Annotated in this window: 14 protein-coding genes; 9 read left to right on the top strand and 5 right to left on the bottom strand. The window is 35.6% G+C overall.

Features of this window, described 5'->3' with window-relative positions:
• The first annotated feature begins 125 nt into the window (after window positions 1-125).
• Window positions 126-818: a hypothetical protein gene (locus tag ACSYTE_RS08480; RefSeq protein WP_491717621.1), complete on the top strand. Its 693-nt coding sequence runs from the start codon at window positions 126-128 to the stop codon at window positions 816-818.
• A gap of 276 nt (window positions 819-1,094) precedes the next feature.
• Here ACSYTE_RS08480 and ACSYTE_RS08485 read toward each other — a convergent pair whose 3' ends face one another.
• A complete protein-coding gene (locus ACSYTE_RS08485) occupies window positions 1,095-1,988 on the bottom strand; it encodes a CAP domain-containing protein (RefSeq protein WP_491717622.1) in 894 nt (297 codons plus the stop codon).
• Between the two features lie 931 nt (window positions 1,989-2,919).
• On the opposite strand from ACSYTE_RS08485, the gene ACSYTE_RS08490 reads away from it, so the two are divergent.
• Complete coding sequence (locus ACSYTE_RS08490; protein ID WP_491717623.1) at window positions 2,920-3,489, top strand: hypothetical protein; 570 nt, start codon at window positions 2,920-2,922, stop codon at window positions 3,487-3,489.
• A 46-nt stretch (window positions 3,490-3,535) separates the two neighbouring features.
• Here the strand turns inward: ACSYTE_RS08490 and ACSYTE_RS08495 are convergent, their stop codons facing one another.
• Window positions 3,536-4,081, bottom strand: coding sequence for a hypothetical protein (locus ACSYTE_RS08495; RefSeq protein ID WP_491717624.1), 546 nt, complete (start codon window positions 4,079-4,081; stop codon window positions 3,536-3,538).
• A 167-nt stretch (window positions 4,082-4,248) separates the two neighbouring features.
• On the opposite strand from ACSYTE_RS08495, the gene ACSYTE_RS08500 reads away from it, so the two are divergent.
• On the top strand, window positions 4,249-4,986 hold the full coding sequence (locus tag ACSYTE_RS08500; protein WP_491717625.1) for an SGNH/GDSL hydrolase family protein: 738 nt from the start codon (window positions 4,249-4,251) through the stop codon (window positions 4,984-4,986).
• A 129-nt stretch (window positions 4,987-5,115) separates the two neighbouring features.
• The gene (locus ACSYTE_RS08505) at window positions 5,116-5,889 is read left to right on the top strand and encodes a hypothetical protein (protein ID WP_491717626.1); all 774 of its coding nucleotides are present in this window, start codon (window positions 5,116-5,118) and stop codon (window positions 5,887-5,889) included.
• A gap of 83 nt (window positions 5,890-5,972) precedes the next feature.
• On the opposite strand, the gene ACSYTE_RS08510 is transcribed toward ACSYTE_RS08505, so the two are convergent.
• Window positions 5,973-6,398 (bottom strand): hypothetical protein, encoded by a 426-nt coding sequence (locus tag ACSYTE_RS08510; RefSeq protein WP_491717627.1) that lies wholly within the window; start codon window positions 6,396-6,398, stop codon window positions 5,973-5,975.
• A 6-nt stretch (window positions 6,399-6,404) separates the two neighbouring features.
• On the bottom strand, window positions 6,405-7,154 hold the full coding sequence (locus ACSYTE_RS08515) for a hypothetical protein (RefSeq protein WP_491717628.1): 750 nt from the start codon (window positions 7,152-7,154) through the stop codon (window positions 6,405-6,407).
• Window positions 7,155-7,320: 166 nt separating this feature from the next.
• Between ACSYTE_RS08515 and ACSYTE_RS08520 the strand changes: the two genes are divergently transcribed.
• The 4 genes from ACSYTE_RS08520 (at window position 7,321) to ACSYTE_RS08535 (ending at window position 10,294) form a co-directional block, all read left to right on the top strand.
• On the top strand, window positions 7,321-8,358 hold the full coding sequence (locus ACSYTE_RS08520) for an NADH:flavin oxidoreductase/NADH oxidase (RefSeq protein ID WP_491717629.1): 1,038 nt from the start codon (window positions 7,321-7,323) through the stop codon (window positions 8,356-8,358).
• Window positions 8,359-8,555: 197 nt separating this feature from the next.
• The gene (locus ACSYTE_RS08525; RefSeq protein ID WP_491717630.1) at window positions 8,556-9,203 is read left to right on the top strand and encodes an NAD(P)-dependent oxidoreductase; all 648 of its coding nucleotides are present in this window, start codon (window positions 8,556-8,558) and stop codon (window positions 9,201-9,203) included.
• An 11-nt stretch (window positions 9,204-9,214) separates the two neighbouring features.
• Window positions 9,215-9,703, top strand: a complete 489-nt coding sequence (locus ACSYTE_RS08530; protein WP_491717631.1) for a thioredoxin domain-containing protein — start codon at window positions 9,215-9,217, stop codon at window positions 9,701-9,703.
• A gap of 66 nt (window positions 9,704-9,769) precedes the next feature.
• Complete coding sequence (locus tag ACSYTE_RS08535; RefSeq protein ID WP_491717632.1) at window positions 9,770-10,294, top strand: hypothetical protein; 525 nt, start codon at window positions 9,770-9,772, stop codon at window positions 10,292-10,294.
• 48 nt (window positions 10,295-10,342) lie between these two features.
• On the opposite strand, the gene ACSYTE_RS08540 is transcribed toward ACSYTE_RS08535, so the two are convergent.
• Complete coding sequence (locus tag ACSYTE_RS08540; protein WP_491717633.1) at window positions 10,343-12,109, bottom strand: ABC transporter ATP-binding protein; 1,767 nt, start codon at window positions 12,107-12,109, stop codon at window positions 10,343-10,345.
• A 191-nt stretch (window positions 12,110-12,300) separates the two neighbouring features.
• Between ACSYTE_RS08540 and ACSYTE_RS08545 the strand changes: the two genes are divergently transcribed.
• A complete protein-coding gene (locus tag ACSYTE_RS08545; RefSeq protein ID WP_491717634.1) occupies window positions 12,301-13,236 on the top strand; it encodes an L-lactate dehydrogenase in 936 nt (311 codons plus the stop codon).
• Window positions 13,237-13,286 lie beyond the last annotated feature (50 nt).

Below are 13,286 nucleotides of genomic sequence, written 5' to 3' on the forward strand. Positions count from 1 at the left end.
TCGGATTAAAAAATTTTGTCCTAAATTTCATCGATGGGAGCAGAATTAAATATTGATTTTTATATTTCCTTAATGTATAATATTTTTGCTTGGCGTATAATATTTTTTTATAAGGAGATTACATAATGATTAATTCAAAAAAACTTTTAACTTTATTTTTAGCATTGATTCTAGTTGCACCAGTTTTGGTATCTCATTCAGCTGTTACAAATGCTAAAAACATTCATGTTAAGGTATTGAAGAAAAATATTAAAAAAAGTAAGAAGAAGACTAAAAATACCAAGACTATTTTTAAATCTAAAGCTAATCAGCAAAAGGTTAATGTTACTGCTAATCAGCTAAATGATGATATTAAATTTTATAATAATCAAGTTGGTTCTGAATTTAGTAGCGATATTATTCCAGGATCTAATAATGATAATTATGTTGTTGCTTCCCCTAGATATTCATTATCTTATAGCGGCATTGGATCATCATTAAATAATATTGCTACTGATATGGGTACTAATGTGGATGCAAGTGATTTAGTTAGTTCAAATGATGATGTTATGATGTCCTCTAGTAACATGAAAGCTATAGAAAATGTTGCTAATTCAATTTATCTAAGATTTGCCAATCGTTTGAAGAGTAAATTATCACACTCTGATTTTGATAAGCTGACTACTATTAAAGCTACATTTGTATCTGGAAGCCAAAAGGTCAGCCAAGGCTCTGATGGATCTCAAACTAATGAAGATCCTGATGTTGTGAATCAATGGTCAAACATTAGACAATTATTCAGCGCTTTAGGAGACGGAATTTCACAATTGGATAAATAGTATTCATTTATATTAATGTAAATTTTATAAAAAATAAAAAGCGAATGATCTGATCCCAATCGGTTATACTAATACTTTTTGCTAGGATATCAATCCCAAATATTGATTTGGTAATTGGTATCCTAGTTTTTCTTTTAATCTATTATTATTGTAATCCTTAATCCATGTTTTCATCGCATTGATTAAGGATTTTTTGGTATCGTAATTCTTATTCATCATTTCGATTAAAATATTTATGTATGAAAAGCAAAGAATAATCAATGCTTTTGTTTGTTACTATTCTTCGAATAACATGGTTTGGTAATACTTTCCGTCGTTATAAGTGGTTGCCATGGCCATTTGGGTAGCGATTGTACTTAAGATGTTTCTACGGTGGGCCCATTTTTCACCAACGGCATCGTTGTACGTGAATTCGTTGACCATGTTGATCATGGTATCAGTTGGTGTATCTGATGAATATGTGTTTTGAATATTTTCACCAACACCATCGTCATCCCAGCCATGTTGTTTAATTAAATCGTCAACTTGAAGACTACCATCAGCAGCATAATGTGATATTGATCTAGTTTTGATCAGTTGTTGATTTCGTTCCAGGGCTAAGGTATAGAGATGGTCGTTCCATGTTAAGGGTTGTAACCCATGTTGATCACGAATGTAGTTGACATAGTTGAGCCCAACATTTTGATTATCCGCATCAGTGACCGTGGTGTTATGTTTATTGGGATTCTTTGGTAGATGTAAATCGGCGGCTAGTACCCAATACGTTTTTTTAGGATAGTTGAATTTAACTTGGTAATACATGATTCCCCAATCACTCATGGTTTTTTTAACGATGGTTCCGGTTGCTTGATTTTTAATTTTTCTCGTGCCATATTGGGTATCAGTTTCATTTGTCGAAAGTTGGCTGAATTGTAAACTGGTATTGGTAAAATTATAAATCACTTTGGTGCCTTTTTTATAATTGGCATTTGCCATATATGGATTGGGATCATAAAGTAAATAGCGGTTCGGCATGTTGACACTAAAATTGTTCAAAATTTGGTTGACGACCCTTGGGTCAGCCCCGGCTAATGGATTGGGGTCAGCGTGGACGGTTTTCGTGACGGTATTAACGGTAAAGAATGTGATCAACACCGTCATCAAGCTTACAAGTTTATTTTTAAATTTCATGGTAAACATCTCCCAGGGTATGCATTTATATAAACGTTTATGTATCAGTTTTTGTGACTATCTATTATTATTTTTAATTATAGCATCTAGCTTAAATATTTTATAAAATTAAGTTAAGTATATATATAATTTCAAATGATACATTAAGATTATATAATTATAGTGAATTAGAGTTCATTCATTATGGTACGCGCTAAAGGACATGCCATAAAAATGGTCTATATTATTATCATAGGAGCAGTATTGAAATAACATCAGACGGCTTCTGATTTTATAGGGTTAAATTCTTGGACAACTAAATTTTGTTATTATTGGAATCGCGTTTCGTTTGATAAATCAATAAGTAACAATGGACTGAGCAAAGAATAAATAAATCAAATTTCAACCATCAATTTAATTTATAAATTGTTGTCAATAATCTCATTTCCACCACACTACAGCAAAAAAGACATCAACCATCCATTTTAGGATCAATTGATGTCTTTTTTGAGTTAATACTACTAAAAACTAATCATCTAGGAACTTTTTACATGCTATATCATAGGTCGAAACAACACAACTTAGCATCCATACGCCGTAGAATGTCCAAACGTACCACGTTGGCAATGGCCAATGCTTTAAAGCGTATAGGCTCAACAGCAAGTAAAGCACTGCTGAGACGAACAAGCCATTAATGAAAGCGATGGTATTTAATAACCCCATTTTTCTAAATAAGTGGATTACTGGATACAATAATTTATGAATTTTTTTAATCATTACACAGTCAGCTCCCTTGAAAAATTAGCAATTATTATTTAGTGACTATTAACCTTATTTAGGATAACATTAATAATGTTATCATTCATTGAGATAGTTTTCGATTCATTCTCTAATATTTACAGTAACGATGGAATCGCCTGTTACAAAAGGATTTAAAGGAGCTGAATGTAAAATGGTAGAATATAATTGGGTTAAAGATCGGAAGTATGGAGTGGTGGTCGCCACTAGTTCTAATTCCAATCACAAGGAAATTTACTTTACGGTGGATGCTACTGTTAGAGCCGCCATTAATAATGACATTAAAGTTTCATTGAAGTCTCAATCTAGCAAGTATAACTTGATTAAAAAGATCGTTGGGAAACCAACTGATGAGATCGAATCAGTTAGCATTGCAAATGATAATGATAAATTTAAACATAAGTATAAGTTGATTAGCGCTTATGATGTTGAATGCTACATTACGCAGTACCAAGTAGAAAAAGACTATGATGATAATTTTCACGAATCGATTGAAGCAGAACGTGAAGAAGAGGTTAATCAAATGCGCGATGTGCTGATTAAAGATAAGGTGAACTTGTCACAAGATTCACTAATTTACATGCTAGTTAAAAAGGAAAATCAAATTGGTCTTTTAGTTCATAAGATCAATGAATTGAAAGCCAATGTCCAGTCAACAAATGGGTCTGTGAATCATATGAATGGCAAAAAAGGTTCCCCATCCCCCAATCATAAAAAGAATTAATAATAAATAAAGAAGTCCCATCGTTGATGGTGACTTCTTTTTTAATTTATAGGTCAACGGGTAAGTCGGTCTTTTTAATGAAACTAATGTTCTCATTAAAAGCATCGCTATAATAGTAATAGTCTTTTTGGTGTTTAGATAATATCTTGTATAGCTTCTTTAATTCGATGATCATTTTTTTATTATGGGTGGGAAAGTACTCAGAGAGGCCATTTTCTTTTTCATATTGAACGATTTTTTTAAAGGTGTCGATGTTATTTTGCAAGTGAATCATTAAATCAAGCGTAATTTCCTTGAAATCGTAATTACTGTAAGAGTGCTGCTTGACCTTTACCTTTTCTTCAAGCGCTAACATCATTTTAACCTGATTCGAAGTTAAGGGTTGTTCATCTACGATTTGTGCTCTTTTAGCAAAATCATTCGCAATATTAACCTTTGAAAGTTCAATTTCATCACTTAATTTAGCGATGCGATGGTTCAACACAGCGAAGTATTTTATGTTTAAGTCATCTGTGAACTTTTTACCTTCAGCTGTTCCTAAATAGTGAATGGCATCAGTAGCTTCTTTTAATATTTTGAGCACGTCTTTCATGCAAATTCCTCCCATTGCTAATTCATAAATATGTTTTTATTATATATTATATTGGGAAACCACTGTTAAACGTTTTTAATTTTTATTATTATTTTAATATAAGACGGTTTTTTATATATTTTATTTTGCAAAGTGTATAATCAGTAACAATTAGGAAGTGATTAGCTTTGAACGTAAAATTAAGTGGAATGATGAATTTGATCAGTGATGAAATTACTAGTAATCCATTTACTCGCAAGCACATTTTAGGTGATCCCGATTATATGCAATTTAGTAAAGCCCAGGGTGCTGGCGTCTTAAAGGGGAAGCGGATTGCCTTTCTGGGGTCATCGGTGACGAAGGGCTTTAAGTCCCATCATATTTCATTTGTTGATATTTTAGCTAGTAATGATGGCATCGTTCCAGTTAAAGAGGCTATTTCTGGAACTACACTAGCTGGTTCATCCAATCTGACTTATCATAAGCGGTTAGTGAATAATATTTCAATAAACGATTCGTTAGATGCCTTTGTCTTGCAGTTATCAACTAATGATGAATCTTCAAATAAGCCGCTGGGTCAAACTGCATTGACTTATGACTACAGTGCATTTGATACTGATACTACGATTGGGGCAATCGAATTTATTTTGAGATACGTTAACGATTACTGGGACTGTCCTGTTTTAGTTTATACTTGTGTTAACGAACAGCATCCTGAGTATGCACAACTAGTTAATTCGGTTTATGAATTACAGAAGAAGTGGAAGTTCACAATTTTAGACTTGTATAATGACAAGGACTTGAATCGGAAGATGAACAACTTACAAAATAATTATCTAAATGATGATTTTTTGCATCCGACGATTAAGGGCAACCACTTATTAGCACCATTGTTTGAGAAAAAGCTAGCTCAGATACTTCAATGAATAGCAACAAAAAGTTATTGATTGCTAGTTTTTAAAGTAATATACTTTGATTAAGTTTCATCAAATTAGTTCGGTAACATTGTGTCATTTTTGTTACTTGATAAATTTTATTTAAGGAGATTTCATTTTATGACAGATATGGAAAAAGTAATATCAGTAATGTTAGGTAAAGAGATCAAGATTGAAAAGATTATTAATTCTAAAAAGTCAGAAAGCACGAATAGTTGTTATTTTGTGATCAAAATGTCAGATGGCAACATTTACCAATTATCCTTTAGTGACCATTCTTCAAGTAACCATGTTGGGAACTTAAAGCAGCTACAATCTGAATTAAATGCTAAAAAAATCGATATGGATCTGACAGAGGTTATCTATCTATTTATCGGTCCGTATGATGTATATAATTATCATAATACCCAACCAGATTATTACGGGATTTCGCTAGCGAAGCCATATGACTTTGATGCTAGCTCCCTAGTTAATAAGTATGCACTCCAACAGGCCTTTGTAAGCAATGCCTATACAATTAAGAGTTCAGAATTAGTTGAAAATAACCTAGCCTTGAAGATAACCTATCGTAACTTTACTGATACATATGAGGAAACCGAATACTATACTAATTTTGTGCCAATCGTTACTGATTTATCGCAAATTGCTTTGATCAAATACTTGCTAGAAAATAATGATGCGAGTGAGGTTAGAAATCTTTACTATGACCATAACGATATTAAAAGCGTTCCAGTGGATGAGTATATTAAGCAGTTACGCGTTAACCATAGTGATGAAGAAATTAAAAGTGAAAAACTATTAGATTTAAAATCTAACCATCCAGATGATCCATCAGATCCATTTTACTTTGTCTTAAATGATGAAAAATTTGTTCTGCAAAAAGTAGCAAAGTAGCAGGTTCGCTAACTTGTTGTTCTTGAGACCATAAAAAATGCCAGTGAAATAATCGCTGGCATTTTTTCTTTAATTAGATTGGATTAACTTATAAATTTTAAACTAGCCCCTAATGGCGTTATTTTTGTATTGATGAACTCTGTAAGATCACCATCTATCAACCCAAGGGAATCCATGTAGTGGTAGAAAGCTTGCTCATCTTTATCACCATCAATGAATTCCTCCACATCACTTTGGAAATAGATTTCGCAATCTTCAACGAATTCATCCATCCAAACGTTTAGCATCGTATAAAAATCATGGTACTGATAATCAGGGCTCAATGACATTAAATCAGGGATGATTTCGCATGCAATGTCATTTGCCTCATCTACATCTGAGGCAATGACTTTAATTGTTTGCCCATTCTTGGAATCTTGCTCTTTTGCCGTTAATGATCTTTCGATATTGAAATTATCCAAATCAAGCTTACTAACTAGTTCCAGAGGTAAAATTAGTTGTAATTTCATAATCGGTTATGCCTTCAAAAAAAAGCATTTAGGTGGCTGATCTTCATAAGAAGTAATTTCAGCCAGTGAAATTTTTCTTAAAATGTCAGTCCCAATAAGAATTGAAGTTCCGTCAATTCTAGGATTAATAATTGAGATAGAATTCTCCCTATCACTATTGTAATCGCCCACTAAATCAACTCTTTTATCCTTACTATCTTCTTTGAAGTAGTCGATGATATCTTCAAAATTATTATAACTAGTTTCGGGGTAATTCTTTTTACATTCATCTTCAATTAATTTTTTAACATCAAACTTACCTAATAAGAATGAATGAATTTTAACGATCTTATTTTCATTAGGGTGGTTCCACCAATCACTGGAACTCTTTTCTTTTTTTAACGTGATCCAATTAATTAAATATAATCCAGAAACGTTGGATTGAGGATCGAACAATGGTCCATAAGAATCCTCCGAGTTATTTGTTAATTCAAAAGCAAAGGTCCTTAATTCACCATACTTGGATGGATTAGGATAAAAAATGGCTGATTTTTCATCAATGTATATTGTTTGTTGGACATCCTTAGTAGGATCCTTGAAGAATAATTTGACATCGATCCTATCGAACTTATCTTCCATGTCATTTCTAATAATTTCATAACCCTTATAATTGATAAAGCAGGTATTCATTAATTCGTAGAATTCGTTCGTAATGTATAAATGTTTATCCAAGAATTCTGAAACTAGGTTTGAAGCATCTAGATCGTTTTCTTTCATCGCTTATCCCAACTTTCCACTTTTGTAGTTAAAACTTGTAAATGATTACTTAACATATGTTCAGATTAATTATAACATTTATATCTATATTTGATACCGTTGTAAATAATGGTATGTCCCTTGTGTTTTTGCTATACTTTAGTAAGTAAAGAAGGGACTGATATAAATGAGTTTATTGCTTTCTCCAGTAAAAATTGCGAACTTGGAACTTAATAACAGAGTCGTGATGTCACCCATGTGCATGTATGAAGTACGTAATAAAGATGGCATTTTAGAGCCGTTTCATTTTGCTCATTATGGGGCCAGAGCGTTGTCAAAGGTAGGGCTGATAATTACTGAGTCCACCGCTGTGCAACCTGATGGTCGAATTTCTGATAATGATTTGGGGCTTTGGAATGATGCCCAAGCCGATAAATTAAGTGCGTTAGTTAAGATGCTTCATTCTTTTGGAACCAAGGTGGGGGTGCAACTGAACCACGCTGGTAGAAAAGCTGAGGATGCTGAAATTGTGTCAGCACCCAGTGCAATTCCATTTAGCGATTCATATTCGGTTCCCCATGAATTAACTGATTCTGAAATTATTGAAGTTAAGGATGCATTCGTGCGTGCTGCTGAACGTGCTAAGCGGGCTGGAGTTGATGTGATTGAAATTCATGGTGCTCATGGTTATTTATTAGATCAGTTTTTATCTGCGTTAACTAACCAACGCACGGATCAATATGGTGGTTCATTGGAAAACCGCTACCGATTAGTTCATGAAATTATTACTGCGGTTCGGGCTCGGTTTAGCGGCTCACTGTGGATTCGATTATCATTGACTGACTACGATGATTCGGGAGTTCAAAACTCAATTGAAGATTGGAAACGGGTTGCCAAATGGCTAGAAGCAGATGGGGTTAATCTAATCGATGCCTCAACAGGAGGGTTACTCAATAAGGCTCCTAACATCCCAGTTCACGATGGCTATCAAACTCCATTTGCAACAGAATTGAAGCACGCCGTTTCAATTCCTGTTGCTACGGTGGGGTTATTGGATAATCCAGGCCTATGTGAATACATCTTACAAAATCAACAGGCAGACTTGATTTTAGAAGGGCGGGCCTTGATACGCAACACAAATTGGCTAAGCGATGCTGCTTATCAATTACATGATCATGACTTTAAACCTTATAATAATTCTTATGAACGGGGACAAAAATATTAATTGATATGGATTAACGATGATCCATTATTAGGGAGTGTGCTTATTCAGTGAGCACACTCTTTTATTGTGGAAACTAACTTCTCTTTAATTATAAATAATTTGTTATATATTATAAATTATATAAATTCAATTTAATTGCCATCACCAACGATATCATTAAAATAGTAACTATATTAATTGAACGGGGAGAAATGAAAATGAAAATTGCAGTAATCGGTGCGACAACTCTAACTGGTAATCAAATTATGCGCCAAGGCGTGATGACTGGAAATCAAATGACCGCCATTGATGAGGATGCGGACAAGGCAATTGCATTATTTGGTCAAACAACGCCACTGATTGCTGGAAATCCGATGGAGTTGATTAAAGAGCAATTGGAACAATTTGACGTAATCGTGGATGCCTATTTGCCGAAGCCAGACCAGGCCTACTTACAAGTGGATCTAGCTACCAAGTTAGTGGCAATGTTTCGCGAAACGCACGCGCCTAAGTTGATATTTATGTTAGGGGCGAACAGTCTATTGACGGGGCATCGCTATGAACATCTATTAATGCAGGATTTGCGTAATGTGCCAATGATGAGGCCGTATTTACCACTATTCAGAGAGCAGTTAAATGAATATCTGTTTTTACGTGACATTAAAAATGTGAACTGGTTAGGAATTTCCCCAGCGATTGACGTATATGAGGGGCCGACTACGAAGTATCAATTAGGTGATAACCATGTGTTGCGGAACAAAGATGGCAAGTCGCAGATCTCATATTCAACACTAGCTAAAGCAGTTATTGATGAAATTGAAAAACCAGCCCATCACACGACGCGATTTACGGTTGCAGAAGAATAGGGGGAATCTCAATGTCAGCAATTCCAATTGATAGTCAAGACACTTTGAATTTAGGGGAGAATGATGCTCCCCATCAATTGACGGTTGTCATGAATCTGAGTTGTCGTTACTGCAAAAAGTGGTGGAGCCGCAATGCTAAAAACATTGAAGCTGCAATCGCTGGAGGCAGATTAAGTCTGCACATTAAATTTTGGACCAAGGATAAGGCGGCTTTAAGAATTGGCAATGTGGCCCACGAATACGTTGACTTTGCTCATCCGCAAGCGGCCTTTGCGTTCGTTCAACGCTTAGTACAGAATCAAAATCATTTTAAACGTTACTCTATAGACCAAGTTCCAAAATATTTAGAATTAGAATATGGGGTTAGCAAGCATAATACTAGTAAAGAGACCCAACAAACAACAAGGGAGCTATCAGCTGCTGGAGTTCGTGGGATCCCTACGATTGTCTTAGATGGTGAATGGCACGATATTTATGAGTATCGGCTACCGAAGTTATAAATATAGCGCTTTTCTAATCTGCCTCAATTGGTATACAATAGTTAAGATGACATTACACAGAATGGAATGGTGATTATCAAATTAAAAATTACTGCCCAATACCTATTGGATGGAATCATTAGCTTTTTTGCCTGCTGGTTAGTCGTTCTCTTTTTAAGAACGGTTCTACCAGCAAGTTTGACCCATGGTAATATTCCTGAAATTCCTCCAACCCCAATCTCTGATTTCATGCTAATCATTGTTTTATCCCTTTTGTTCGTTGGGATTGGTTGGTTGTTAAACGTTAACTCTAATCAACAATTAACAGGTCATGAAAATCAATCAAATTTCTGGAAAACTTTGAACTGGATTGCGATGATTTTTATTTTGCTTTCAATGGTTGGGATTAGCCTGGTTTCGAACGAAGGGCCGTTCGATGACTTAATGAACCTTGCACTTTCAATTAGCCAGTGGTTGGCAGTGATCATGGCATTGCTGAACTTAATTGGCACGTTTAAATTTAATAGCCGTGATTGGTACCGTTTTGCGTTAGAATTTGAAATGTTAACAATCGTTGTATTTTGGTTAAACCTTTGGATTTCACCGGTTTAAAAATAAATCAGGACCGCTTCGCTTAATAAACGAAGCGGTCCTGATTTTTTATTCAAATTGAGCATTATACAGTTCGGCATATTGACCATTTTGTTTCATCAATGAATCGTGGGTACCGCGTTCAACGACTTTGCCATTACTCATTACAATAATCTGATCTGCATTATGGATCGTTGATAGTCGATGGGCAATTACGATTGACGTTTTGGACTTTAAAAGATTATCCAATGCGTGTTGAATGGCCTTTTCGGATTCATTATCCAAACTGGCGGTGGCTTCGTCTAAAATAATGATGGGGGCATCTTTTAACAGAGCCCGTGCGATTGAGATACGTTGCTTTTGGCCGCCAGATAACTTAACCCCACGTTCACCAACTTGGGTGTTGATATCATTAGGCAGTTGCTGAACGAATGTTGCTAAGTCTGCTAATTGCAAAACTTGCCAGATTTCTTCGTCGGTGGCGTTTTCACGTCCGTATAAAACATTGTCCTTGATGCTACCATCGATAATGAAAATATCTTGGGAAACGATGGCGATGTTGGAACGCAGTGATTTTAAGTCGATTTCTGCAATTGGGACGTTGTCAAAATAAATATTTCCTCGATCTAGGTCATAGAAACGATCGATCAATCTGGTGAGCGTAGTTTTACCAGATCCAGAAGCCCCGACGATTGCTGTTGTCTTACCGTATGGGACCATGATGCTCACATCGTCAATAATGGGGCGGCTTTGCTTTTGTTGATCATTAGCTTGGTAGGTAAATGAAACGTGTTCAATCTTAATCCCATTTTTAATTTTTGGGAACTGACAGGGATGTTTGCAATTGATCACCTTTGGGGTTTCATCTAAAATCGTTTTAATTCGCCCGTATGAAACCAAGGCTTGTTGGAGTTGGTTCAACAAGCGTGTGAATGATTGAATCGGGCTTTGGACCATTGCAACATAACTAATGTAGGCCACTAAAGCCCCGATCGTTAAATGGCCCTTGATGATAAAGTAAGCCCCCAGCAATAGGATGATTGCGACTCCAGTATAATTGATTCCATCAATCAACGGGTTGAAGATCGCTTGATTCCGTCCAGCGTCAATTAAGTCTTTGCGGTTATTTTGTGCCAACTGGTCGAATCGTTTGGCTTCAAGTTCCTCGTTGGTAAAACTTTTGATCAAATCAATTTCGGTCAATGTTTGCTGCATTTGATTTGACATCAATGCCTGTGAATACCGCGCTCGATGGAAGGCGTTCCGAATTCTTTTCCGAAAGACGCGGTAGACGATAAACATTAACGGGAATGTTAAGCTAACCGCTAGTGCCATTTGCCAGTTGATATAAAAAATTAACGCTAGCACCCCGATAAGCGTAAACATATTTCCCACAATGCTCAGCATATTTGCAGAAATTAAGCTTTGCAAATTATTGATGTCACTAGTTAGCCTTGTCATTAAGTCACCCGTTTTACTGGATTCAAAAAAACGTGTGTCCATTTTTAACAAGTGTTGATAGAGTTGATTTCTTAAATCCGTGATTGCATTTTGACTCATGATGCTCATAAAGTATGTTGAAACGTAATTGAAGATTCCTAACACGATTGCTGTTAAGATCAGTAAGCCAATTACTATCAGTAATGATTGAAAGTTTTGGTTGGGGATGACTTTATCGATTATGAACTGCTCAATTTGTGGCATTACAAATTGCAATATGGTAATAATAGTCAATGCTAATACGTTTAGGAATAACAGCCAGGGTTTATTTAAAACCTTGCCAAATACGAACTTAAACATAGCAATTAGTGATGCATCGGATCGTTGTGAATTCATTATTAATTTCACCTCTGTAAAATGATAGAACATTACTATGATATGCTGATAAAAAATAAAATGCTATTAAGGAGTATCATCTTCGTTTAATTAAAATTAGATTAGAATTTAATGTTGAAATGATGTGATAGTGTGCTATACTAAAATCATTGTTAAAAATGAACATAACTAATCTAAGGGGATGGATACATATGACAAGAAAAGTTGGAGTTATTGGAATGGGTCACGTTGGTGCAGCGGTTGCTCATCATATCGTAGTGGATGGGGTTACCGATGAGTTAGTCTTGATCGATACGAATGAAGATAAGGTCAATGCAGATGCGACCGATTTTCAAGATGCAATGTCTAATTTACCTGAACATACTAACATTACGGTGAATGACTATTCGGCATTAAAGGATGCTGATGTCGTCATTTCCGCAGTTGGTAAAATTTCATTACAAAAAGATAATAAGGAACACGATCGCTTTATTGAATTACCATTTACCAAGAATGCGGTGCGAGACGTCAGTGAAAAACTCAAATCCTCTGGTTTTAAGGGGGTTTTAATTGATATTACCAACCCGTGTGATGTTATCACGATGATGTATCAGAAGTTTACGGGCTTTCCTAAACATCGCGTGATCGGGACCGGGACCCTGTTAGATTCTTCACGAATGCGACGGGCAGTTTCTGGTGAATTAAAGATTGATCCTCGTTCTGTTGGTGGGTATAACCTTGGAGAGCATGGTAATTCTCAATTTACCGCTTGGTCGACCGTTAAGGCATTAGGGCGACCAGTCGCTGAAGTAGCAAGTGAACGCAATGTTGACTTAGCAGATCTAGATGAAGTAGCACGAGCTGGTGGCTATACCGTTTATCATGGTAAAAAGTACACTAACTATGGGATCGCATCTGCTGCGGTTAAGTTGGCAAAGGTCATTCTAAGCGACGCGCGTGCAGAACTGCCAGTCTCGAATTGGAATGAGGAATACCAAACCTATCTTTCATATCCAGCGGTCATTGGTCGTGATGGGGTTGTTGAACAAGATAAGCTTAACCTTACCGATGAGGAAAAAGAAAAGCTCAAGGCATCTGCTAATTACATTAAGACACGGTTCGATGATACCGTTGCTAGTATGGAATAAAAATAAAATAGCCTGAACGTGAATTTGACTTCACGTTCAGGCTATTTTTG

Source organism: Nicoliella sp. ESL1120 (assembly GCF_058508515.1).

What these genes read in the sequence shown, in the direction of transcription:
- ACSYTE_RS08525 (WP_491717630.1), top strand. Translation starts at nt 8,556, where the DNA reads ATGAAAATTGCAGTAATCGGTGCGACAACTCTAACTGGTAATCAAATT.
- ACSYTE_RS08490 (WP_491717623.1), top strand. Translation starts at nt 2,920, where the DNA reads ATGGTAGAATATAATTGGGTTAAAGATCGGAAGTATGGAGTGGTGGTC.
- ACSYTE_RS08520 (WP_491717629.1), top strand. Translation starts at nt 7,321, where the DNA reads ATGAGTTTATTGCTTTCTCCAGTAAAAATTGCGAACTTGGAACTTAAT.
- ACSYTE_RS08505 (WP_491717626.1), top strand. Translation starts at nt 5,116, where the DNA reads ATGACAGATATGGAAAAAGTAATATCAGTAATGTTAGGTAAAGAGATC.
- ACSYTE_RS08530 (WP_491717631.1), top strand. Translation starts at nt 9,215, where the DNA reads ATGTCAGCAATTCCAATTGATAGTCAAGACACTTTGAATTTAGGGGAG.
- ACSYTE_RS08510 (WP_491717627.1), bottom strand. Translation starts at nt 6,398, where the DNA reads ATGAAATTACAACTAATTTTACCTCTGGAACTAGTTAGTAAGCTTGAT.
- ACSYTE_RS08540 (WP_491717633.1), bottom strand. Translation starts at nt 12,109, where the DNA reads ATGAATTCACAACGATCCGATGCATCACTAATTGCTATGTTTAAGTTC.
- ACSYTE_RS08535 (WP_491717632.1), top strand. Translation starts at nt 9,770, where the DNA reads ATGGTGATTATCAAATTAAAAATTACTGCCCAATACCTATTGGATGGA.
- ACSYTE_RS08480 (WP_491717621.1), top strand. Translation starts at nt 126, where the DNA reads ATGATTAATTCAAAAAAACTTTTAACTTTATTTTTAGCATTGATTCTA.
- ACSYTE_RS08485 (WP_491717622.1), bottom strand. Translation starts at nt 1,988, where the DNA reads ATGAAATTTAAAAATAAACTTGTAAGCTTGATGACGGTGTTGATCACA.
- ACSYTE_RS08545 (WP_491717634.1), top strand. Translation starts at nt 12,301, where the DNA reads ATGACAAGAAAAGTTGGAGTTATTGGAATGGGTCACGTTGGTGCAGCG.
- ACSYTE_RS08495 (WP_491717624.1), bottom strand. Translation starts at nt 4,081, where the DNA reads ATGAAAGACGTGCTCAAAATATTAAAAGAAGCTACTGATGCCATTCAC.
- ACSYTE_RS08515 (WP_491717628.1), bottom strand. Translation starts at nt 7,154, where the DNA reads ATGAAAGAAAACGATCTAGATGCTTCAAACCTAGTTTCAGAATTCTTG.